This is a genomic window from Mucilaginibacter paludis DSM 18603, from assembly GCF_000166195.2.
Classification (GTDB): domain Bacteria; phylum Bacteroidota; class Bacteroidia; order Sphingobacteriales; family Sphingobacteriaceae; genus Mucilaginibacter; species Mucilaginibacter paludis.
In genome coordinates this window covers 6,317,429-6,339,927 of sequence record NZ_CM001403.1, presented here as the reverse complement: position 1 = coordinate 6,339,927, position 22,499 = coordinate 6,317,429, and the positions used below count along the sequence as shown (strand labels likewise).

The window sequence follows — 22,499 nt, the reverse complement described above, 5'->3', positions numbered from 1 at the left end:
GGGAAATGTGAGAATGTGCCGATGTGAGAATGTGCGGATGTGACGTGGGAAATGTGCCGATGTGAGAATTTGCGGATGTGCAAATTTGCGGATGTGCAAATGTGGGGATGTGAGAATGTGCGGATATGCAAATTTGAGAATGTGCAAATGTGGGGATGTGGAAATGTACGGATATGCAAATGTGAATCTCAAGAAGATATTAAACCCTTACATACCGAGCGGCTTCATCTTCATTCCAAAAACATCCTTCAACACCCTTTTGGCGGAATAATAACCACACATGCCATGCACCCCACCGCCGGGTGGCGTTGATGATGAGCAAATGTAGATACCCTTGGCCGAAGTTTTATAGGGCGACCAGCGTAACGCGGGCCGGGTAAACAGCTGGCTTAGATCAATAACCCCGCCGTTAATATCCCCGCCTATATAATTGGGGTTATACTCTTCCATCTCTTGCGTATTCATAGTATGCCGCGCCAGTATGGTATCCCTAAAACCCGGAGCAAAACGTTGAACTTGCTTTTCGATGGCGTTTGTCATATCTACTTTCGAGCCGTTGGGTACATGGCAATAAGCCCAGCCGGTGTGCTTTCCGTTTGGAGCACGTGATGGATCAAATTTACTTTGCTGGGCCAGCAACACAAATGGTTTATCGGGCTGAAATCCTCTATTGGTTTGTTGTTCTGCAGATGCTATTTCATCTATCGTACCACCAATATGGATTGTTCCGGCCTGCAAACACTCCGGTGCGGTAAATGGTATAGCACCATCTAAAGCCCAATCTATTTTAAAAACACCCATACCGTAACGATAGCGCTCCAACTGCCATTTATAAATGGCCGAAAATTTATGCCCGGCTATTTGCAATAGCTGTTGTGGTGTAACATCAAATAACACCGCATGCGATGATGGCAGTTGAGTTAACGACTTGACGTAAAAACCTGTCTCGATTTTTCCACCTATGGCTAAAAAGTAGTCAGCTAACGCGTCGGCGATAGTTTGCGAGCCTCCTTTGGGGATGGGCCAGCCCTGCAAGTGCCCCGTTGCCATTAAAACCAGGCCAATTGCCGATGTAGCCAGGTTAGATAATGGCTGTATGGAATGAGCAGCCATACCTGCAAATAAGCTTTTAGCCTGAACCGTATTAAACCTTTTTGTTAAACTTAAAGCCGAAGTTAGGGCGGGCAAACCAAACCGAGCTAAGGCAAGCGGGTGCCGGGGATAGTGCAGCGGCCCTAAAACATCGGCAGCTATCAGGGGCCAGGCCTTTACTACGGGCTCCATCATATCCAGGTAAGCATGCTGATCAGCACCCAATGAAGCAGCCGTTTGAGTAACCGAATGATATAACACTGCGGCTCGGCCATCATCAAGCGGATGCGCTGCAGGATGGGCGGGCACAATGTATTGAAGCCCATACCGGTCGAGTGGTAAGGTTTTAAAAAATGGAGAGCCAGCAGCCAGGGGATGAACGGCAGAGCAAATATCATGGATAAATCCAGGCAAAGTTAACTCGGCAGAGCGCAAGCCACCGCCAATGCTATGTTTACCCTCCAACAGTAAAACCGATAAACCCGACTGCTGCATAGCTATTGCTGCCGAGAGGCCATTGGGCCCTGAGCCAACCACTATTGCATCATATTCCCGCTTATCCATTTTCATACCGGCCGCAAGTTGAGGATTTATCCTTAATATAAGAACACAAAAAAAGCCATTGCGAAGTGCAATAGCTTTTTTTGTGTTTAAGAAATGAAAATTACATTTTCTTGGTAGTGTCTTTTTTAGTAGTGTCAACAGCAGTTTTTACTGTAGTGTCTTTCTTAGTAGTGTCGGCAGTCATTTTGGTTGAATCAGTTTTTGTTGAATCAGTAGTTGTGGTAGTTTTTTTACCTGAACAAGCTGCAAATGATACAGATACCGCTAAGGCTAATACGCCTAATTTGAATGCATTTTTCATCGTTTAATTTTTTTAAGTGATTAATAGTTTAGCCTTAATACTTAAAATAAAAAAAGGTAACCCAATTATTTAAAATAATTGGATTACCTTTTTTAGATATAATTTTCTAAACAAAAATTACATTTTTTTAGTAGTATCTGTTTTAACTGTAGTTGTAGTAGTTGAAGCAGCAGTAGTATCTTTCTTTGTTGTATCAACCTTTACAGTTGTATCAACTTTAGTAGTAGTAGATGAAGAATCAGAAGTGCTGGTTGATTTGTTTCCACCGCAAGCAACAACTGACAAAGATAATACTAATGCTAAAGCGCCTAATTTGAATGAATTTTTCATATTGATTTATATAATAATTTTAAAGTTAATACAGCGAAATAAAAAAGGTAACCCTGTTAATTCTAAAAAAATTAAATAGGGTTACCTTTCAATGAATTACATTTTTTTAGTTTCGGTTTTTTCAGTTTTAGTAGTAACTACTGTATCTTTCTTAACCGGCTCAGTAACTGAAGTATCTTTCTTAGTTGTATCAACTACAGTAGTAGTAGTACCAGTTGAAGTTGTATCAGAACCTGTTGAAGTTTTTTTGCTACCGCAAGCTGCAACTGACAAAGATAATACTAATGCTAAAGCGCCTAATTTGAATGAATTTTTCATTATAGATTTTTTTTAATGGTGAATTTGTATTGATTAATACCCGATAGTTAAAAAGGTAACCCTTAAATTTTAATTAATTTTTTTAATAAATAAAAAACAGCCCGACGTTAATTTTACTAATGATTAAAAAAATCGACTCACAACATCTTGTTGTGCTTGATCAATTCACCCGGATAATCATTTGAGCAAGCTGTTTTATTTATTTTCGCATACTTTTGGCTTTTTAAACAGGATGAATTATTCGATAAAAATAATTTGCCTGTTTGGTGGGTTACAATTTGGAAATAAACGTATTAAATAGTGAATAAGAATTTAAACAGTACGGTACCCACAGATAATGAAGCTATATTAGGCATTCTGAATAATTCGGAAGTGATGTTAAAAAAAATTTACATAGCCTATTTTCCGATGGTGCTACAATTGGTTATAAATAATAGTGGCAACGAGGATGATGCAAAAGATATTTACCAGGAAGCCATTATCGTTCTTTATAATAAGGTAAGGGCCGGTAATTTTGAATTAAGCAGTAAGCTTAAAACGTTTATTTACTCGGTATCGCGCAGGTTGTGGCTTAAAAGATTAACCCAACTGAGCAGATACGGAGGGGATATTCAGGATTTTCAAGAGTATTTGCCCGTTGAAGAAGAACTGGTTACTCACCAGGAAAAGGATATACAGTTTGATAAAATGGCAGGCGCCCTCGGTTTACTGGGCGAACCTTGCAAAACCATTATTGAAGACTTTTACATAAAAAACAGGTCGATGCAGGAGATTTGCGAGAAGTTTGGCTATACCAACGCTGATAACGCCAAAACACAAAAATACAAGTGCCTGCAACGGTTAAAAAAATTATTTTTCGAACAAAAATAGAGGAGATAAGCGATGAGTGATATTGAATTGATAGCGATAGTGGAACGATACCTCAACGGCGAGATGAGTGCAGATGAGCGCTTACGCTTTGAGGTACTGCGCCGCGAGAATACTGAAGTTGATAGTACGGTTAAAGAACACCAGGAATTTACCAACCGCCTGAAACAATACGGTGAGCGTTTAGAGTTTGAAAGCCTGCTTAATGCTATCCATGATGAAATTGATGTACAAACTTTAAAAGACGAATTTGTTCATCACCCATCAATTATCGTACGCCTGTGGCGCAACCATCACTCCAAAATTTCGATGGCCGCATCCATCGCTATTTTCGCGGTATTGGGTACGTTGTTTTTTACAGGGTATTTAAAAACACAGGATCAGCAATCAGAACTGGTTGCCATGCGTCGCAGAGTAGATAGAGAAGTACGCTCGAACGAGAATTTCCGTAGAACAACTACGGCTATGATAAAAGATATCCGGGATGCTAAAAAAAGCATTGATCATAATAAATATGCAGGTAGTGGTTTTGCCGTATCAGCAGATGGATATATTGTAACCAATAATCACGTAATTAGTGGTGCTGACTCAGTTTATATTCAAAACTCAGCCGGGGACGAATATCGGGTAAAAACAGTTTATACTGATCCAAAATATGATATTGCTATTTTAAAAATAGTAGATCGATCATTTACCAGACTATCCTCATTACCTTACGGTTTTAAAAGAACTAAATCGGATTTGGGAGAAGACGTTTATACTGTGGGCTATCCCGGTGACGACTTTACCTATGTACCTGGGAATTTAAGTGCGGCCACCGGTTTTAATGGAGACACAATTAACTACCGTATCTCTATACCCGTTAATCCTGGAAATAGTGGGGGGCCGGTATTAGATAGTAAAGGAAATGTGATTGGCATCATCAGCGCAAGGGCATCACAAGCTGAAGGAGCGGCGTTTGCAATCAAATCCAAATATTTGCAAAAAGCAATTAATGCAATACCTTCCGACTCTTTGAAAAGCAAGATCAATTTAAACACCCGCAATAGTATAGCCAGCATGACTCGCGTACAGCAAATTAAAAAGATCCAGAATTATATTTTCATGGTTAAGGTATACAACTAAGCGGTAGGTTGTAAAAAACGCTAAATAAAAAAGGGATGATGCTGTTGTATCGTCCCTTTTTTATTAGTACTGTAATTCTAAAAATCCAATCAATCCAATCAATCAATCAATCAATCAATCAATCAATCAATCAATCAATCAATCAATCAATCAATCAATCCTAATTCTTCCAGCTTCCAAACTTACCTGCGCGGTAATCAGCATAAGCCTGATGTATCTCTTCTTCGGTATTCATCACAAAGGGCCCTTGCGAAACCACCGGCTCATTTAAGGGCTGAGCATGGCCAAATAACAAAACGCTGTCTTCATCGGCAAAAATTTCAAGCCCTTCCCCATCCTGGTTAAACTCAGCTAAAGTCAGCTTAGGTACATCCGTGCCGTTAACATTCAGCCTGCCGCTGATCACGTAAAAAAAGATGTGATGGCTCTGCGGAACAGGGATCTCAAGTTTACCGCCTTGCGTAAATTCAATAGTATTTAGTTGCACGCCAATACCTGATTGGAACGCTGCCTGATGACCATCCCAATCGCCTGATATCAGGTTTACAGTTACCTTTCCCTCATCAAATTTCAAACTGGGAATTTCTTCTTTTTGCAATCCTTTATAAAAAGGTTCGGTCATTTTGGCCCGGGCCGGTAAATTGATCCATAACTGCAATATTTCGAGCGGGCCGCCAGTCCTCATAAATTCGTCTGATGATACTTCAGCATGAATCAGTCCGCGACCTGCTGTCATCCATTGCACGCCTCCGGCAACCATAACGCTATTGTGTCCGCCGCTATCCTTATGGGCAATATCCCCGCTTAAAACAAATGTTACGGTCTCCATCCCCCGGTGCGGGTGCGGGCCAAATGGCAAACCGCCATTATGAGGAGGATACACCTGCGGGCCATGGTGATTAAGAAATAAAAAGGGATCGAGGTATTCGATAGATCGTGTCGGCAACACCCTGTAGGTAATTAAGTCGGCTATGGGTGCGTATTCTGGGATGTGTAGTTTTTTGATAGTGCGCATGCTGGTAGAATAATTTAGCAGGTGTTTTTGTTTGCTTAAACCGCTGATGCAAATTTAGTTATTTATGTATTTCTCAGATCTTTTTTATAGCCAACAGCTTAATAAGCATTTCAAATCAACTCATTTATAATATGTTAAAGAATGTTAAGACAATTAATCTTCATCCTAATTTCATTTAATGCGGGTAGTTTCGTATCAACAAAAAAGCAGAAATCATGAAAAAATTATCCAGACTAAACTACCTCATTATCAGAATCGGATGTCCGTTGTTAGGCCTGTCAAATAAGGCATCCTGATACTAAGTCAAGAGTACTTGGCTCGGAGACTGGAGTCAAATTCGGTATTCCCGACCGATTATTAATGGATTCCAAGCCTGGCCTAACCTACACCTTATCATTGATATGACACTAAATCACAATAAATTAAGTACAGGCTGAATCTATCAGGAGAAAGTGATCGTCAAAGCCTATAGTTAGTTTCATCAAAAACATCAACAACAACATCTATGAAAAACACATTGCTAACCTGTCTGTCGTTATTTTTACTGATCATACTATGGGTTTGGATATTTATCGGCACCACCATTATCCATACTATCCCCAACAATAAAGAGGTTTAATAGTAAGCGGTTAATATAAATCACGTTCTTTAAACCATACCTCATCGGGCGTGGCTGTAAAGCGGCTCATCAGGTCAACCAATTCAACCGGGTTGGCAGATGTAAGCACCAGTTGGCGGTTGGCTGGTTTTAAAAAGCGCTGTTCAACCATTACATCCATTTGCTTGAGCAAAAAATCGTAAAAGCCGTTTACATTTAACACGCCGATTGGCTTTGTATGCAGACCGAGCTGCAGCCAGGTTAATACTTCAAAAAACTCTTCCAGTGTGCCAAAACCGCCTGGAAGGGTAATTATGCCATCGCAAAGATCATTCATTAACTGCTTGCGCTGGTGCATATTTTCAACCACATGCATTTGAGTTAATCCCGGGTGCCCAACTTCCTTATCCATTAAAAAACCTGGGATTACGCCAATCGCACTTCCGCCGCGCTGTAGTATAGCATCGGCCATTAAGCCCATCACTCCTACCTTACCACCGCCAAAAATAAGGCCTATATTCTGGCTTACCATTACCTCGGCCAATAAATCAATGGCTTGTTTCAGGTTAGGGTCGCCATTAAAATTAGCACCGCAAAATATGCAGATATTTTTCATTGTTGGTTAGTAGTTATTGGTTATTGGGTTATTTGTTATTGAGTTATTGGTTATTGGGCTACTGGGTTATTTAGTTATTTGGTTATGCAAAGCTTAGTGCTTTAGCTTATTTAAAACTTTCGCGGGTCAACATCATTGACAGCGCTATCAAACTGACAAGGCCAATGAACTAATGCCCGATGAACTAATGAACAATCAATTCAAAGCCGGATTTTCCGGAAAATTAGCAATATGGGCATAACGGTGGCCCAGGCTAATTACAACTTCCTTCCATAACGATTCCTCATTATGGTTGAAAAAGATATCCGGGTTAAACTTGTTGGCTACTATCCAGGTATCATCCATTAATTCGGCATCCAGTTGGCCTTCGCTCCAGCCGGAGTAACCAATAAAAAAACGAATTTCGGTATCATTTAACTGGTAGGTATTAGCCAGTTCCTTCACCATTTCAAAATCACCTCCCCAATATACGCCGTCCCAAATTTCAATACCGCCTTCAATTTTTTCCGGGCACCGGTGTATAAAGTGCAGGGTATTGGCGCCAACAGGTCCGCCTTTAAATAAGGGTAGTTCAGAATAAGCTATTTCAGGAATAATATCGCCCAACAGCATATCGCTCGCATGGTTTAACACAAAACCCATGGCGCCGGCGTCGGAATATTCAGTAATCAGTATAACAGACCTTTTAAAATTTGGATCCATCATAAAGGGTTCCGATATCAACAATCGCCCAGTCGCCGGTGAAATTGAACTTAGCATATGATTATATTTTTAATTAACAGACCGTGTACAAATTAATGGGTTTAATGTATATAAGTAAAATTACAATATACGGTTTTTACTTTTTTGTAAATATAAAATAAGACGCCAGCTATTTGTAAGTTTGCAGCAAATGAAACGCGAAATAATACAAAACCTTAGGGAAGACTACACAGCAGCCTCGCTGTCTGAGCATGATGTAGTTAAAAACCCGATAAACCAATTTGAACGTTGGTTTAAAGAAGCGCTTGACGCTAAAGTAACCGAGCCTAACGCCATGACGCTTGCTACGGCGACGACGGCAGGCAGGCCATCGGCGCGCATTGTTTTGCTGAAAGATTTTAATTCGGATGGCTTTGTTTTTTATACCAATTATTTAAGCCGCAAGGGTAAGGAGCTGGCTAAAAACCCTTTTGCCAGTTTATTATTTTTTTGGCCCGAACTACAGCGCCAGGTAAATATTGAAGGTACGGTTGAAAAAGTGAGCCGCGAAGAATCGGAAAAATATTTTCATAGCAGGCCGAAAGGCAGCCAGGTTGGGGCCATTGTATCGCCACAAAGCCAGGAAATTGCCAGCCGCGATGTGCTCGAAAAAAAATGGATAGAACTTGAGGCTGCATATGCCGATAAAACAGTACCCAAACCAGCGCATTGGGGTGGTTATATTTTAAAACCCAATGTAGTGGAATTTTGGCAGGGCGGCCCAAGCCGCTTACACGACCGTATTGTGTTTAAAAGAGCCGACAAAAACAGCTGGAAGATTGTCCGTTTGGCGCCATGATTTTTGATGATATAAAAAATATACTAACGGCTAAGTTTGGCGATGGGGTAATTGTGGGCGAAGAAACTACCGGGTTGCAGCCAGCCTTGCTGATTGCACCCGAGATGATTGCCCAGGTTTGCCTTGAGCTGAGGGATAACCCGGAAACTTATTTCGATTTTCTGTCGTGCCTGTCGGGTGTGGACTACGGCACTGCCGAAAATCGATTTGGTGTGGTGTATCACTTATCATCCATCCCTTACAACTTCCGGCTTACGCTGAAAATCAGTAAGCTTAGCAGCAGGTTGCTTAATGAGTTGCCGTCTTTCCCGAGTATATCATCGGTTTATAAAGCTGCCGATTGGCACGAGCGCGAAGCTTATGACATGACAGGTATTTTTTTTGAAAATCACCCAGACCTAAGGCGCATATTACTGCCCGATGATTGGGAAGGTTTCCCACTGAGGAAAGATTATGTGGAAGCGGAAGAGTATAAGGGGATTAAGATAAAGTAGTTTTTGGTGAGGATTTTCGAACTCACACCACGGTGTTGGGGGAGTACAATGAGGCAAAGGCACTTCTGCCATCGCTATACCAGCGGCGGTTGGTGAACGGTAAAATGGCAAGGGAATGCCGCTTGCAGAGGCCAGCACACCGTGCTTCGACAGGCTCAGCATGACACCCTTTTTTGTGCACGAAAGCTGTCATCCTACGCCTGTCGAAGGGCATCCTGAGTAGGGATATAGTCGGCCGAAAAAAATAGGGATGAAGTTTGAACCTGGTAGATATATTCGGTGCAGAAGCAAGGCGGACAAGCCCCCTCTAAATCTCCCCCGGTAGGGGAGACTTTTTAAGCGCTCCCTACCGGGGAGGGTTGGGTGGGGCTTCTTCACGCGGCTATTGAGCGTGCCGACGTTATAAATTAAGAATGCTGATTATCGAAGCAAAAACAGATGCACTGATAATCAGCAACTTAAGTAGACATCATTATAAGGAGTGAAGCAATCCCTATCGGCCTTGCAAAGTGGCTCTGCTAATGTAGAGATTGCTTCGTTCCTCGCAATGACGATGGGGTGAGAATGGCGTAGGGATAAGATGAGCCCTGTATAGTTTGCGATTGCCTTGTACCACAATGACACTTTGTAGCCCACCGCTGTCATTATAAGAAACGGACCCGGCCAACCGGGAAAAAATAGGGATGACGTTTGAACCTCGTGAATCTATTCGGTGCAAGGGGTAAAAGCGCGCAAAGGCCTGACTGCACGCCGGGCCGGGAGTTGGCCTCGCGGGCGGAAGGTTCGGGCAGTCTTGATTTTTTTGGTTACTTTTTGTATCAAGACAAAAAGTAACAAGCCCCTTCCCGCGGCGATTGAGCGGGACGATGCCGTCAGTTAAGAATACTGGTTATTAATGCACAAAAAAAACGCATTAATAATCAATAACTTACATAAACGTCATTATAAGAAACTAACCAATCTCCATGCTATACAGGGCTACCTTGCAAAGTGGCTCTGCTAATTTAGAGATTGCTTCGTTCCTCGCAATGACGAAGGGGGAGAATGGCGTGGGATAAGACGAGCCCTGCATAGTTTGCGATTGCTTGTGCATGGCTTGCGATTGCTTCAACCTTCGCAATGATACTTTGATATCGAACAACAAAACAGTAACATTAACAAAAATGAATTACGCAGAAGGATTAGAAAACTACCGCAAAAAAATAGCCAGTGTTAACGCGGATGAAATGGTGCTCAATATGGGGCCTCAGCATCCGTCGACACATGGGGTTTTACGGCTGGAATTAATTACCGACGGCGAAATTGTTCGCGAGGTAATACCACACATGGGTTACCTGCATCGTTGCTTTGAGAAACATGCCGAAAGGTTAACCTACCAGCAAACCATCCCCTTTACCGACAGGATGGATTATCTGGCATCCATGAATAACAGCCACGCCTTTGTAATGGGCGTTGAGCGGATGATGGGCATTGATACCGAGATTCCGAAAAGGGTTGAATACATCCGCGTACTGGTTTGCGAGATGAACCGCATCGCATCGCACCTCATCGCCATCGGCACCTATGGCATAGATATAGGCGCCTTTACGCCGTTCCTGTGGTGTTTCCGCGACAGGGAGCATATCATGGGCATGCTGGAATGGGCATCGGGCTCGCGCATGTTATATAATTACATTTGGGTGGGCGGCTTATTTTACGATTTACCGGTTGGCTTTGAAGAGCGCTGCCTGGAGTTTATCAGGTACTTTAAACCCAAAATGGTTGAGCTGAACCAACTGCTTACCGATAACCAGATTTTTATTAAGCGTACGGCCAATGTAGGTATTTTACCGCTTGATGTTGCCATTAATTACGGCTGCTCAGGCCCAATGCTGAGAGGCTCGGGCCTGAAGTATGATCTGCGGCGTATTGATGGTTATTCTGCTTATCCCGAACTGGACTTTGATGTGCCCGTTGGAACCGGGTTGATGGGTGCCGTTGGCGATTGCTGGGACAGGTACAAGGTTAGGGTTGATGAGATTGAAGAGTCGCTCAAAATAATGGAGCAATGTGTGGCCCGCCTGCAAAAAGAACTTAAACGCACGCCCGATTTTGACCCACGCGCCAAGTTACCGCGCAAAATAACGCCTAAGCCACAGGATTTTTATATGCGTGCTGAAAATCCGAGAGGAGAATTAGGGTTTTATTTCATAGCCGATGGCAAAACCGAAATCCCCTTCAGGGTAAAATCGCGTGCGCCCAGCTTCTGTAACTTATCCGTTCTATCAGAAATTTCAAAAGGCGTATTGATAGCCGACCTTGTGGCCATCGTTGGTTCTATCGATTTTATGCTCGGCGAGGTTGACCGCTAAGCCCAGCCTTTTATATATTACAACAACAAGCCGGCCTGGGTAAACACAATTCCACCGGCATGTTCCACCTGTACCGATTCAGCATAGCTGTTATCGTCAATAAATAACTTTTCGTTATCAATGCTGATGTGTAAATCACCTATCCTAAAGTGCCCGTTCAAACGGATCACCACAACATAGTCTTCTTTTTCCAGTTCGGCAGTAATATGATGAGAGAGGCCAGCAGCGGCTTCGTCGCTGAGTTCGTGAATATCGATGATCAGTGAATCGTCAGACTTCAAAATGCGTACCCTGTCGTTAGTTTGCTCTACATGAAAGCCCGGCGTTCCTATCACGTTATCGCTCAGCTTTACCGCGGTTCCGCGGGCATCGCAAACATCAACATTCACACCCAGTGGAGTTGCAGTAGCACCTGGCTTGTGCTTTACAGTGTGGTTGATCCTTAAAAACTCCCTGGTATCTCCGTTAGCGGCGTAGCTTATCACATTGTGGGAAGTAAAAAAGGCATTCGATCCCATGATAAATGCGTATTTCATGATGCTGTTATTTAGTTTGTATACTTAATAGCATCAGGGGCCAAAATGTTTTAGCTGCTTACGTTATTTTCATTCAGCAGGCGACAAATCTTCTGCAAGCGCATCTGCGTTCTCTTCATAAGTAATATTGTAATCCGGATAGGGCACTATAAACGTTTCCTTAACCCGTGTTGACATCCTGAAATACGGAACCCAAATGGCAGCAGCCAATACCGCTTTCAAAATATCACTCATTACCAAATTGTCCTCACCATAAAAACTGTAAGCAAAAACAGCATCAATAACAATGAACGCCAGGTTAAAAATATACAAGCCAGTAATGTAGCGCGGCAAAATATCACGCTTTTTTAAAATTAAAATAAGGCAAAAAATGGCATAGCAAATAGTTAAAACATTGCCGCCGGTTTCAAAAAAAAGCAAAGCTTTAAACAAGATACTTTTAGTGCCAGTTTGATAGGTGTTCCATAAGCTAAGTTTTAAATAATAGCCGCTAACCAGGCTCACAGATATCTTGATGGCTGCCACACTTAAACCCAATACAATTAAATATAGCCATCCCCCTATTGGCCTGCCATAACTGTAGCCGGAAACACGAATAGATGTTGTTTGCCTTTGATAGAGTTTAACACCCAAAAACACGCATACAAAAAGAACAACGATGGCGAAAATTACCATCCAGTAGTTAATACCCGCTACTTCACGGCTTTGCGTGGGGGAAGTATAATTGAAGCCGAACGAAAGATGGCTATCCGAAATATCCTTAACATCTTGCCTGAACTGGGATATCTTATCGGCCGGCACAAAATCTTTAACATAAGCAAAGCGGTAATGCAATACCAGGGTATCACCGTTAACAAATCGGTTAAAATTAAAACGGTAACTATCCCGCTGCACAGACCATTCCTTAGTTTCCATATCCCATGGCGAGGGGAAGATGAGGTTAACCCGGTAATCCATATCAAACGGATAATTAACCGATACCGGCGTTTTGGTTTGGCCGTTAATTTTAGGCAACTGCTCATCAATAGCGTTAGCATAAAAACTACCGTGGTATTTGCCATCGGCGCTATCCAGCTTCATGTATTTGCCTATGCTATATCTTTCAATGGTGATTAGCTCGTTCTTCTGCTCATCATCAATTACGGTTAAGGTATCCTTTGCTTCTACAGAAGGATAAATTTTAGAATAGTAATCCAGGTAAGATTTTTCGGTTTCGCTGGTACTTGATGACGCCAGCCTGCCGCGAATTACATCCGCCTGGTTTAACGTATATTTTGTTTTAACAAGTAAACTCACCGAATCCTTTTCGTTATTTACGGTATAGCTTTCGGTACAAGTAATTTTCCCGGTGGGGCATAATGGTATAGCCGACAGCGCATTATTGCCCGCTTTGAGAACGAGCGCCCTGCTGTACGCCGGGAAATAAATTTGCGTACCCGTACCTCCCTGGCGTGCCATAGTAGCATCAACCCAAACCTGTTGATGGTTTACCGTGGCTACCACTACGGCATGGTTAAATAGCGCCGATGATGGTAAAAAATTATCGATTTTATCAGCCAAACCGGTGTTAACCAGTGCCATGGCGGCATCAATACCACCCGCCTTAAGTATAGATGCCAGTAGTAGCGCCTTATCCTTACAATCGCCGTAGCGTTGCTTAAATACCTTTGCCGGATCATTGGCGCGGTGCGAATATTCGCCCGTTTCAATCCCCATATACCTTACTTCGTTTTGCACCAGTTTAACGGCTTCCCTAAAATATTTTTCTTTATCAGGGCCAGCCTGTGCCTTTAACTTGGCTACCGCTACAGCCAGGTCGCCTTTAAAAATGCTAACAAGCGGATTGATCTGCATAGCCCAGTTAACAACCTCGGCCCAACTGGCATAGTCGCTCACCTGAACCCGCTGGAATGCGTTGTACCAATCGGGTTGATTATTGTTTGAAGATCTGACGGGTGGTACTTGGAAACTTTCCCATTCGTATCGTTTTAAGCCCCCGCTTACATTTGTTTGCGTCATTTTGGGGATTCCGTTAAACGCCTTGATATTAAGTTTGCGATTAGCCGAAAATAAAATCGACGAGTATTGATGCGCTATGACGCTATATCCCTGAAAATAAATGCTCCGGCAAAACTTGCCGCTAAAAATGGGATTGCTGCCCGTAATGGTGTACGAATATTCTATCCTGTCGCCTTTGCGGATATCTGCCAAAATATATTTAGCCGCATAAGTACCGTTATAAATAAAACGATCGAACTCGCTCTCGTCAGCCAAAACTTTAAAAGCGCTGATGTTTAACCTATTTTGGGGTTTATTATCGCGCCAAACTACAATCTCATGAAAATCGAGCCGCTCGTATGCCGGGTTAAAACTTACCGAAATTTCGGAATTGCTCTGCACGCCAGATTCTGAAATAATCTGTGTAATAAAATGATTGTAAATGGAGTGCTGCTCAACATTGATCTGCTCTTCAACCAGCTCATTATAAGCACCGTTTTCAATATTCCGAGCAGATGGTTTCTGATTATAAGGCTTATAACCACCTATCCATGTCGGCTTTGCCGAGACATGCACAGCGGGCACCGCAGCACAGACGGCTGTGTGACTCCAAATAAAAATGCTGATTAACAGAAGTAGATGTTTTTGCATACGGCTATGAAAATAAAAAAAAGACAATGAATTTTTTATTAAAAGATTGGATATTTGGCTGGGATGGCAAATTTTATATTGATAGCAGTTTGTATCATAGCCGGAATGCTGTTCAGGCATTCCAAAACCTTACCTGCCGATACGCACCGCGGTATTAATGCCTGGATAATTTACATAGCGCTACCGGCGGTATCATTTAAGTATTTACCTCACATTGTTTGGAGCACCAATTTGCTGGCACCGGTTTTAGCGCCGGTAATAGTTTGGCTTGGCGGCTGGTGTTTTGTTAAGCTATACAAAAAAAACAGGCCCATTGATGGTTATACCGAAGGTGGTTTAAGGCTGAGCAGCGGATTGGGCAATACATCGTTTGTGGGTTTCCCGCTCATAGCAGCCTACTTTGGCGAGCAGTATTTAAGTACGGCCATCATTTGCGACCAGGTTACCTTCTTACTGCTCTCAACCATCGGGGTTATAACAGCCATCAACGCATCGAAAAAACAAGCCCTATCAGCCGGCCTTATCCTTAAAAAGGTTTTACGCTTTCCGCCATTTCTGGGCTGCGTGGCGGCGCTAAGCATTCCGCATTTTGTGAGCCTGGCGCCGCTCGATTCTTTTTTTGATAAGCTGGCGGGCACTGTTGCACCGCTGGCCCTGTTTTCCATCGGGCTGCAATTAAGGTTTAACGGCTGGCGCAATGAGGTTAAGCCGATTTCCCTCGCCCTGCTTTATAAATTAATTGTAGCGCCTGTGCTGGTCATGCTGGTATTTTTTGCGCTGTCGTTTAAAGGTATCGTATCCCAGATCAGCATCTTCGAGGCCGCTATGCCTACCCTGCTTACATCCAGCGTTGTGGCCGATGAGTATGGGCTTAACCCTAAGCTATCCTACTTAATTATCGGCATCGGTATTATCCTGTCCTTATTAACAACCGGAATTTGGTATTTGGTGTTAAGGGGGATGGCTTGAATGAATGATTGATTGATTGATTGATGGATGGATGGGAGGAACCTTCTGCTCGCGCCTGGTGTACGCCTGTTTTTGAGTGTGCGGCAAAATACTACACGGCGCAGAAACCCCTACCTGCACCTTCCCGTGGGGAAGGAATCGCAAAGGCCGCCGCTTTGGGGAGTGAGTGAATTTTTAAGCCTCTTCTCCTCCGCACCGACCATAAAAAACGACCTTTCCGGTTTCCCGGAAAGGTCGTTTTTTTGCTATTTAATTTCCGTTGCCAGTCTAATCCGGCTACGGCGATTAAAATTTAATGAGCCGGTTCCACGTCAAAACCTTCATCAATTGTTTTAACATCCTTACCGCCTATTTTACGGGCCAACCAGTTTTTCATGTGTACACGGATGATGTACATACATGGCACCAGTATTAAGGTAATGATGGTAGCAAAGCCTAAACCGAAAATCATTGTCCATGCTAATGGGCCCCAGAAAGCCACGTTATCGCCACCTAAATAAATATGTGGTTTAAAGTGGGTAAATAGCCCGGCAAAGTCGATGTTGAAACCGATAGCCAGCGGTATTAAACCGCAGATAGCGGCAAATGCAGTTAACAATACAGGCGTCATCCGCGTGCGGGCAGCCTCAACTACGGCATCGTGCAGGTTAGCACCCTGCTCTATTAACATATCGGTAAACTCAACAAGCAGGATACCGTTACGTACAACCACACCGGCAAGAGCAATAATACCCACACCCGACATAACGATAGAGAACGTCATGTGGAAGATGCTTAACCCTAAGAAAACTCCGATGATGCTGAAGAAGATCTCGCTCAAAATAATAAGCGTTTTACCTATCGAGTTAAACAGCGCTACCAGGATGATCAATATCAACCCGAACGATATCATCAGGGCGTTACCCAGGAAGGTTGCCGTTTCTATCTGATCGTCTTGCGCTCCACCCATACGTACGGTTACATTGGGCGGAAGCTTGAATGTTTTTAGCGCTTGCAAAATACGTGCGTTAATTTCCGTGCCATTATAAGGTTTAATAACGTTTGAACCCAATGTTAATACACGGCGTTGTTGCTTGTGTTTGATATTGGCGTAAGTATTGGTATAACGGATATCTGTAAAGGCCGAAATTGGCACCTGGCGTATCGCACCACCCATGGCCAGGTCGCGATAAGTGATCCTGTAATTGCGCAATACGTCAATATCATAACGCTGATCTTCGTTGGCACGCACATTAATCTCATAGTTATCTTCGGTAGTGTTCCTGAAATCTGCTGCTTTCGAGCCGTAAACCGATGTAAACAGAGCTTTGGTAACAGTAGCTGTATTTATACCCTCGCGGTTTGCCCTTTCACGATTGACATCGAACACAATCTCCGGCTTGTCAGCCTTTACATCGGGCACCAGGCCTTCAATACCATTAATACCTTGGGTGCCAATAAACTTTTTAAGCCTGTCGGCGGTTTTAACCAGTGTATCGATATTATCGCCAGCCATTTCAAGACTGATCTCTTTTTGAGTTGGCGGGCCGCTGGCCTCCTGAGCAACTGCTATAGTTGCGCCGGGTACACCCTGAACCTGCTTACGAATGTTGGCTAAGATGGCTTTAGTATCTTTACCCTTACGCTTACCATATTCAACAAAGGCAACTGTTATTTTTCCCTTATTATAGTACGTACCCTGATCTTCGTCGGATGGGTCGGTAACACTAACAGATACGTTAGATATAATAGAAGATACAATATCTTTATCGGGCTCAACAACTTTAGCTACGCGTTTTTCTAACTGTTGCACAATACCATTGGTATAACCCTGATCGGTACCGGTAGGCATGGTAACATATACGTAAACAAAGTTAGGGTCGCCGGACGGGAATTGCTCAACCGGCAAATTACTCACCACTGAAAAACCAATGGTAAAGAAAAACAGTACAACTGTACCGCCCAATACCCACCATGGGCTACGAACAGCCTTTTCAAGCACCCTTGCGTACCACGACTGAAAACGCGGCCACACATTTTTTTGGAACCTATCAATAATATTGATTAAAAGGAAGTGGTTAAACAGGTACAGGATAATAATTAATACGACGAAATTACCTACGCCAAAGTTCATCAAATAGCCCAGCAAGGCCAATACACCTAAAATTATAGTTGCGCGCTGCACTTTTTTATCAAATTTAGGATGATCATGTTCGCCCTCAATATGCGGTTTCATGAAATCAACTGCAAATACAGGGTTCATGATATAGGCAACCACTAAAGATGCCAACAAAGTGATAATTAAAGTGATAGGCAAAAAGAACATAAAGTGGCCGATCAAGCTATTCCAGAAAGCCAAAGGTACAAATGGAGCAAGGGTTGTCATGGTGCCCGAAAATACTGGCATAAATACTTCGCCCGCCGCTATTTTAGCCGCTTTGACTATCGGCACTTTACCGTTTTCAAAAATACGGTGCGTATTCTCTATAACCACAATAGCATCATCCACAACAATACCTAAGGCCAGCAAAAACGAGAACAACACGATCATGTTGAGCGTAAAGCCGATGGCCGGCATCAATATAAACGCGATAAGGCACGATAACGGAACCGAAAGCGCCACAAATATGGCGTTAGTGGTACCCATAAAAAACATCAGGATAACGGTAACCAATATAAATCCGATGATGATGGTATTGATCAGATCGTTCAAGGTTGAACGGGTTTTATCCGATTGATCGCCGGTAACGGTTATATCTAAACCCTTAGGGAAAATAGTTGCGTTTTTTTGTTTAATCAGGGCGTAAATTTCATCGGATGCTTCGATCAGGTTTTCGCCTGAACGTTTACTAACGTTAAGCGTAATTACATTTTTAAAGTTAGGATTTTCAGGAGTTTTTAAACGCGCGTAGCTTTCCTGATCCTGGAAGCCATCTTTTATCGCAGCAATATCGCGCAGATAAACACCTTTACCTTGTGGGTTACGGATAAGCATGGCACCCACCTCGTCTGCACTCTTAAAATCCTGTTTAATATCAATAGCACGTTGTACACCATCAACTACTAAATTACCCGCAGATGAGATGATATTCTCGTAGCCAATGGCATTGGTAATATCATCATATCCAATTTGTGCGGCGGCCATTTTGTTTATATCCACATTGATCTGGATATTAGGCTTCAAAGCACCAACCTCTTTAACCTGCGATATCTGCTTCATTCCCTCGATATCATCTTTCAGGTTATCGGCATATTCCTTAAGCTTTTTAAGATCGTAGTTCCCCGATAAATTCACATTCAATATGGGCTGATCTGCCACGTTGATATCGGATACATCAGATTGCTTTAAGTTGACATCGCCCTGAGGCAAATCAGGCCGGGCCTTATCAACAGCATCCTTAACATCCTGCTTAGCCTGTTTAATATCGACATTCGCCTGAAACTCCGCCGTTATTACCGATACATTTTGCAATGTATTTGATGTTACCTTCTTTAAACCTTTCAACGATTTAAGTTGCTTTTCGAGCTGCCTGGTCACCAATGTTTCAATATTTTGTGGCGATTGGCCCAGGTATTGAGTTGTTATAAAAATTTTGGATATGGTAATATCAGGGAAGTTTTCTTTCGGCAGTTTAGAGTAACTCATGTACCCTATCAGCGTAATCAAAAATATCAATACATAAACAGCCTGCTTATTATCTATGGCCCAACTTGAGGGGCCGAATTCTTTTTCCTGGTCTTTCATTTCAAATTAGTTTATGCAATTAATTACCAGCTAAAACTTTCACTTTATCGCCATCTTCAACATCGGATGCGCCCATTACGATGAGTTGATCGCCTTGTTTTAAGCCCGATAATATTTCAACCTGGTTATTATATAAAATACCTTGTTTTACAACACTGCGTTTAGCTACGCCATTTTCGTTCACAAAAACATAGTCACCATCTTCCGACTTCTGGATAGCTTTTAAAGGCACAGTAATTACACTTGCTTTGTTATAGTCGGCAATCTTTAAAGTCGCTGTCATGTTAGGGCGAAGATTACGGTTGGTAGGCAATTTAATTTCGATACCGAAACTGCGTGATCCTGGGTCGATAACTTTAGAAGCAAACGTAACCTTGGCTATTAACGAGTCCTTAGCATCAGGGAATAGCACTTTTACAGTTTGCCCCTGGCTTACCCTTGTAGCGTATGATTCAGGAACATCGGCCTTCACTTTTAATATATCGGCGTTAACTATGCGAATACCTGTAGTGCCCGGGGACGCAACCTGACCAAGTTTCAGATCCATTTGGTCAACCGTGCCATTAATAGGTGATATGATACGGGCCAGATCGGCCTGCTGGCGCAATGAAGCCACTTGTTTTTGAGTAGCCTCCATATTGGTTTTGGCCTGTAAAAATTGAACCTCTGTTCCAATTTTTTGGTCCCAAAGGTTTTTTTGGCGCTGATAAACGGTGCTGGCCAACTCGGCCTGTGCCTGGGCTTGTAAAATATTTTGTTTTAATACGCTGTTATCCAATTGCACAAGCACTTCGCCTTTGTGTACATGATCGCCAACTTTAACGTTGATGGCAATTATAGTACCTGCCGTTTGAGGATAAGCTGTTACGTTATCCTGCGCATCAATGTGACCCTGTATTTGTACATAATTGGTAAAGCTACCGGCTTTAACGGTAACGACACTAACATCAGTTGATTTGGTTGAATCCTGCATGCCTGGCTTGGCTTCAAGAGCCGCAATTTTTGAGCTGATATCAGCTTGTTGCTTTTTAAGGTCGGCTAACTCAGCCTTCGGATCCTTAGGTTTATTGTTGCAAGCGGCAAGTATCACTATAACGCTTAATAAGTATATTCTTTTCATTTGTTATGTTGTTGATAGTTTGATTTATAATTAGTTAATGCGTCCGTAAGCCTGATCAAGGTTAACCTTGTTTACCAGAGCATCATACAAGGCCTGTATATATTGGTTGTCGGCGGTTTCTAAAGCAGTTTGGGCTTGTGTAACCTCAATGCTCGAACCTACACCCTGCTGATATTTAATTTTTGATACGCGTAAAACTTCCTGGGCCAGCTCGCGGCTGCGTTTTTGGTTGTTTAACGATTGGATACCGTTCATGTAATTGATACGCGAAGCCTCGGCCTGTAAGCTCAAGCCGTTTTTTAAATTGGCTAAATCATTCTGAGATTTAAGCACGCTGATCTCAGATTGTTTAACCTGATATTTACGTTGAAAGCCATTGAATATTGGCACGCTTAGCTTAAGGCCTACATAAGTTGATGGGTAATTTATATTATAAAGATTACCAAAAGAATTATCCTGAAATTGTAAACCTGTATTGCCGAAAGCAACCAGTGATGGTAAATACTGCGATTTTTTTCGTTTCAGGTCTAATTCGTTTAATTGTTTTGAAGTTTCAAGTAAACTAAATTCAATTCGTTTATGGTAAAAAGCGGTATCAACAACACTTTCAGCAACACTCTGGTCAAGTTGTACATTTTCCAGTTGATCTGTCAAAGTAAGCTGATTTTGTATTGGCATACCCATCTGAAATTTCAACATCTCGTAATTCAAAACCAACGAACGAACTATATTTTCGCGGTTAGTTACCAAGTTATTGTATTGAACCTCTAAACGTTGAACGTCAATTTTCTCAACAAAACCTTGTTTGTTTTGCGCTGTGGTCTCGTCAAGCTGTTGTTTTAGCTGATTGATGTTGGCAGCTAACAATTTGATTTGCTCATTACTTACCAACACCTGGTAATAAGCCTTAGTAACGGAAACATTAGTTTGAATTTTACTACGTACGACAGCTTTTTGCGAAAGTTCCTTATAAGTTTTGGATGCTTTCAAACCTACAAGGTAGCTGCCATCAAATATGATCTGATTCACATCTAATCCTAACGTGTTAGAATATTTTTGGGTGAAACTAACGGATTGTGTAGCACCACTTGCCTTTGGTACAACAATCGTTTGGTTACTCCCATTCTTTACCCCCTCATTAGCTAAAACTCCATAAACTGCTGGCGATATAAAATCAGGAAATAATATCTGAGGCGTTTTCAAATAATCTTGAAAAGAAACTGTACCGCTAATCTGCGGCAATCCAATCCCAATAGTTTCTTTTACTTTATACTCCGCGCTCTTGGCATCCAATATGGCATTTTGTACCGAATCCTGATGCTCATAAGCATACTTGATACAATCAGCCAAACTAAAGTTATAAGGCTGTGCCGGTGCCTGCTGCGCCCTGCCAGTTGCGGCAAAAAAGGTGAGGCCTACGGCTATTAAAAACAAATTTTTCATATCTATTAAATTCTAAGGTTTGTTTTAGTTGTGTTCCAATATGTTTTTATACTGATTTAAAATTTCGTGTCCTTTAGCGGTGCATATCCCATAAATAAAATGTTCTAAAAACTGCAACTGTACCTTCCAACTGTTAAACTCGTTATGCGGGAACACGCTGTTATCAAAACCCAGCTCAATTTGCCATACCCGCATACGTGCCATCGCTTTGGTATCTATATCCTCGCGTACATAACCCTGTACAATACCACGGTCTAAAATATCCTGCATACTGTCAATTACCACATCTGCCTTAAACCGTTGAAAAAACTGCCAGGCTTCGGGATAGTATTTTTGCAGATCGTGGATCACGATCGGGTTAACGCGCGAAAAAAAATCCTCGGAGTGTTTCATCATCGTAATCATCTCTTCCATCACATTCGACGATTTAATACCTATCCCGCACATCTCCTCCTTGTCTTCTTCAAGCTTTTTCTGCACCAGCGCACTTACAATATCATCTTTATCGCGATAATACTGGTAAATGGTTTTTTTCGACATGCCCAGGTGCCGCGCTATCTCGTCCATGGTTACACTACGGATACCGGCTTTAAAAAAAAGCTCTTCCGCTCCCTCTAATATTCTATCTTTTTGAACATTTGACATAATCAGTCAAAACTATGGAAACATTTTTTGATTTCAAAGTTTCCATAGGCTTTTTTTAAGCGAAGATTTATTTTGATTTTTGATGCCAGGTTCCATTTCTGATTTACGGCCTCAACCATCAAATCAGTCCTCATTAGCCAACCCAATAACTAAATAACCCGGTAACTCAATAACCAATAACAACCACCATAAACTGATTTTC

Annotated in this window: 19 protein-coding genes; 6 read left to right on the top strand and 13 right to left on the bottom strand. The window is 42.3% G+C overall.

Annotated features, from left to right (window positions below; translation table 11 throughout):
* Positions 1–207: 207 nt before the first annotated feature.
* The 4 genes from MUCPA_RS26605 to MUCPA_RS26590 all read right to left on the bottom strand — a co-directional run bounded on the left by MUCPA_RS26605 (position 208) and on the right by MUCPA_RS26590 (position 2,605).
* Positions 208–1,656, bottom strand: a complete 1,449-nt coding sequence (locus tag MUCPA_RS26605) for a phytoene desaturase family protein (protein WP_157544194.1) — start codon at positions 1,654–1,656, stop codon at positions 208–210.
* Between the two features lie 100 nt (positions 1,657–1,756).
* Positions 1,757–1,957: a hypothetical protein gene (locus MUCPA_RS26600; protein WP_008510648.1), complete on the bottom strand. Its 201-nt coding sequence runs from the start codon at positions 1,955–1,957 to the stop codon at positions 1,757–1,759.
* Between the two features lie 117 nt (positions 1,958–2,074).
* Positions 2,075–2,287 (bottom strand): hypothetical protein, encoded by a 213-nt coding sequence (locus MUCPA_RS26595; RefSeq protein ID WP_008510647.1) that lies wholly within the window; start codon positions 2,285–2,287, stop codon positions 2,075–2,077.
* 96 nt (positions 2,288–2,383) lie between these two features.
* Positions 2,384–2,605 carry a hypothetical protein gene (locus MUCPA_RS26590; protein ID WP_040626477.1) on the bottom strand — a complete coding sequence of 74 codons (222 nt, stop codon included), beginning with the start codon at positions 2,603–2,605 and terminating at the stop codon, positions 2,384–2,386.
* A gap of 300 nt (positions 2,606–2,905) precedes the next feature.
* On the opposite strand from MUCPA_RS26590, the gene MUCPA_RS26585 reads away from it, so the two are divergent.
* Both MUCPA_RS26585 and MUCPA_RS26580 read left to right on the top strand, forming a co-directional pair.
* On the top strand, positions 2,906–3,475 hold the full coding sequence (locus MUCPA_RS26585; protein WP_008510644.1) for an RNA polymerase sigma factor: 570 nt from the start codon (positions 2,906–2,908) through the stop codon (positions 3,473–3,475).
* Between the two features lie 12 nt (positions 3,476–3,487).
* Positions 3,488–4,597: a S1C family serine protease gene (locus tag MUCPA_RS26580; RefSeq protein WP_008510642.1), complete on the top strand. Its 1,110-nt coding sequence runs from the start codon at positions 3,488–3,490 to the stop codon at positions 4,595–4,597.
* A 160-nt stretch (positions 4,598–4,757) separates the two neighbouring features.
* On the opposite strand, the gene MUCPA_RS26575 is transcribed toward MUCPA_RS26580, so the two are convergent.
* The 3 genes from MUCPA_RS26575 to MUCPA_RS26565 form a co-directional block, all read right to left on the bottom strand.
* Entirely contained in the window at positions 4,758–5,612 is an 855-nt protein-coding gene (locus MUCPA_RS26575) for a pirin family protein (protein WP_008510640.1), read from the bottom strand.
* Between the two features lie 629 nt (positions 5,613–6,241).
* Entirely contained in the window at positions 6,242–6,826 is a 585-nt protein-coding gene (locus MUCPA_RS26570; protein WP_008510639.1) for an LOG family protein, read from the bottom strand.
* A gap of 195 nt (positions 6,827–7,021) precedes the next feature.
* On the bottom strand, positions 7,022–7,531 hold the full coding sequence (locus tag MUCPA_RS26565) for a YqgE/AlgH family protein (RefSeq protein ID WP_316928908.1): 510 nt from the start codon (positions 7,529–7,531) through the stop codon (positions 7,022–7,024).
* Positions 7,532–7,718: 187 nt separating this feature from the next.
* Here MUCPA_RS26565 and pdxH point away from each other — a divergent pair, with 187 nt between their 5' ends.
* From pdxH to MUCPA_RS26550, 3 genes are all read left to right on the top strand, one after another.
* Positions 7,719–8,366 carry a pyridoxamine 5'-phosphate oxidase gene (gene pdxH, locus MUCPA_RS26560; RefSeq protein WP_008510635.1) on the top strand — a complete coding sequence of 216 codons (648 nt, stop codon included), beginning with the start codon at positions 7,719–7,721 and terminating at the stop codon, positions 8,364–8,366.
* On the top strand, positions 8,363–8,860 hold the full coding sequence (locus MUCPA_RS26555; RefSeq protein WP_008510633.1) for an NADH-quinone oxidoreductase subunit C: 498 nt from the start codon (positions 8,363–8,365) through the stop codon (positions 8,858–8,860). Before pdxH ends, MUCPA_RS26555 begins: the two co-directional genes overlap by 4 nt.
* Before the next feature lie 1,163 nt (positions 8,861–10,023).
* Entirely contained in the window at positions 10,024–11,211 is a 1,188-nt protein-coding gene (locus MUCPA_RS26550; protein WP_008510632.1) for an NADH-quinone oxidoreductase subunit D, read from the top strand.
* A gap of 17 nt (positions 11,212–11,228) precedes the next feature.
* On the opposite strand, the gene MUCPA_RS26545 is transcribed toward MUCPA_RS26550, so the two are convergent.
* Together MUCPA_RS26545 and MUCPA_RS26540 are read right to left on the bottom strand one after the other, a co-directional pair.
* On the bottom strand, positions 11,229–11,747 hold the full coding sequence (locus MUCPA_RS26545; RefSeq protein ID WP_008510631.1) for a hypothetical protein: 519 nt from the start codon (positions 11,745–11,747) through the stop codon (positions 11,229–11,231).
* A 69-nt stretch (positions 11,748–11,816) separates the two neighbouring features.
* A complete protein-coding gene (locus MUCPA_RS26540) occupies positions 11,817–14,396 on the bottom strand; it encodes a DUF3857 domain-containing protein (protein WP_008510630.1) in 2,580 nt (859 codons plus the stop codon).
* A 63-nt stretch (positions 14,397–14,459) separates the two neighbouring features.
* On the opposite strand from MUCPA_RS26540, the gene MUCPA_RS26535 reads away from it, so the two are divergent.
* The gene (locus MUCPA_RS26535; RefSeq protein WP_008510629.1) at positions 14,460–15,365 is read left to right on the top strand and encodes an AEC family transporter; all 906 of its coding nucleotides are present in this window, start codon (positions 14,460–14,462) and stop codon (positions 15,363–15,365) included.
* Positions 15,366–15,657: 292 nt separating this feature from the next.
* Here the strand turns inward: MUCPA_RS26535 and MUCPA_RS26530 are convergent, their stop codons facing one another.
* The 4 genes from MUCPA_RS26530 to MUCPA_RS26515 are packed head-to-tail and all read right to left on the bottom strand — an operon-like array spanning position 15,658 to position 22,297.
* Positions 15,658–19,089: an efflux RND transporter permease subunit gene (locus MUCPA_RS26530; RefSeq protein WP_008510628.1), complete on the bottom strand. Its 3,432-nt coding sequence runs from the start codon at positions 19,087–19,089 to the stop codon at positions 15,658–15,660.
* Positions 19,090–19,108: 19 nt separating this feature from the next.
* Positions 19,109–20,209 carry an efflux RND transporter periplasmic adaptor subunit gene (locus tag MUCPA_RS26525; protein WP_008510627.1) on the bottom strand — a complete coding sequence of 367 codons (1,101 nt, stop codon included), beginning with the start codon at positions 20,207–20,209 and terminating at the stop codon, positions 19,109–19,111.
* Positions 20,210–20,239: 30 nt separating this feature from the next.
* Positions 20,240–21,652 (bottom strand): TolC family protein, encoded by a 1,413-nt coding sequence (locus MUCPA_RS26520; RefSeq protein ID WP_008510625.1) that lies wholly within the window; start codon positions 21,650–21,652, stop codon positions 20,240–20,242.
* 24 nt (positions 21,653–21,676) lie between these two features.
* The gene (locus MUCPA_RS26515) at positions 21,677–22,297 is read right to left on the bottom strand and encodes a TetR/AcrR family transcriptional regulator (RefSeq protein WP_008510624.1); all 621 of its coding nucleotides are present in this window, start codon (positions 22,295–22,297) and stop codon (positions 21,677–21,679) included.
* Positions 22,298–22,499: the final 202 nt, after the last annotated feature.

Bases quoted from the DNA above. Each gene is read 5' to 3' on its own strand.
- MUCPA_RS26600 (WP_008510648.1), bottom strand. From the start codon at position 1,957: ATGAAAAATGCATTCAAATTAGGCGTATTAGCCTTAGCGGTATCTGTA.
- MUCPA_RS26565 (WP_316928908.1), bottom strand. From the start codon at position 7,531: ATGATGGATCCAAATTTTAAAAGGTCTGTTATACTGATTACTGAATAT.
- MUCPA_RS26540 (WP_008510630.1), bottom strand. From the start codon at position 14,396: ATGCAAAAACATCTACTTCTGTTAATCAGCATTTTTATTTGGAGTCAC.
- MUCPA_RS26575 (WP_008510640.1), bottom strand. From the start codon at position 5,612: ATGCGCACTATCAAAAAACTACACATCCCAGAATACGCACCCATAGCC.
- MUCPA_RS26520 (WP_008510625.1), bottom strand. From the start codon at position 21,652: ATGAAAAATTTGTTTTTAATAGCCGTAGGCCTCACCTTTTTTGCCGCA.
- MUCPA_RS26545 (WP_008510631.1), bottom strand. From the start codon at position 11,747: ATGAAATACGCATTTATCATGGGATCGAATGCCTTTTTTACTTCCCAC.
- MUCPA_RS26550 (WP_008510632.1), top strand. From the start codon at position 10,024: ATGAATTACGCAGAAGGATTAGAAAACTACCGCAAAAAAATAGCCAGT.
- MUCPA_RS26605 (WP_157544194.1), bottom strand. From the start codon at position 1,656: ATGGATAAGCGGGAATATGATGCAATAGTGGTTGGCTCAGGGCCCAAT.
- pdxH (WP_008510635.1), top strand. From the start codon at position 7,719: ATGAAACGCGAAATAATACAAAACCTTAGGGAAGACTACACAGCAGCC.
- MUCPA_RS26525 (WP_008510627.1), bottom strand. From the start codon at position 20,209: ATGAAAAGAATATACTTATTAAGCGTTATAGTGATACTTGCCGCTTGC.
- MUCPA_RS26555 (WP_008510633.1), top strand. From the start codon at position 8,363: ATGATTTTTGATGATATAAAAAATATACTAACGGCTAAGTTTGGCGAT.
- MUCPA_RS26570 (WP_008510639.1), bottom strand. From the start codon at position 6,826: ATGAAAAATATCTGCATATTTTGCGGTGCTAATTTTAATGGCGACCCT.
- MUCPA_RS26535 (WP_008510629.1), top strand. From the start codon at position 14,460: ATGGCAAATTTTATATTGATAGCAGTTTGTATCATAGCCGGAATGCTG.
- MUCPA_RS26595 (WP_008510647.1), bottom strand. From the start codon at position 2,287: ATGAAAAATTCATTCAAATTAGGCGCTTTAGCATTAGTATTATCTTTG.
- MUCPA_RS26515 (WP_008510624.1), bottom strand. From the start codon at position 22,297: ATGTCAAATGTTCAAAAAGATAGAATATTAGAGGGAGCGGAAGAGCTT.
- MUCPA_RS26590 (WP_040626477.1), bottom strand. From the start codon at position 2,605: ATGAAAAATTCATTCAAATTAGGCGCTTTAGCATTAGTATTATCTTTG.
- MUCPA_RS26530 (WP_008510628.1), bottom strand. From the start codon at position 19,089: ATGAAAGACCAGGAAAAAGAATTCGGCCCCTCAAGTTGGGCCATAGAT.
- MUCPA_RS26580 (WP_008510642.1), top strand. From the start codon at position 3,488: ATGAGTGATATTGAATTGATAGCGATAGTGGAACGATACCTCAACGGC.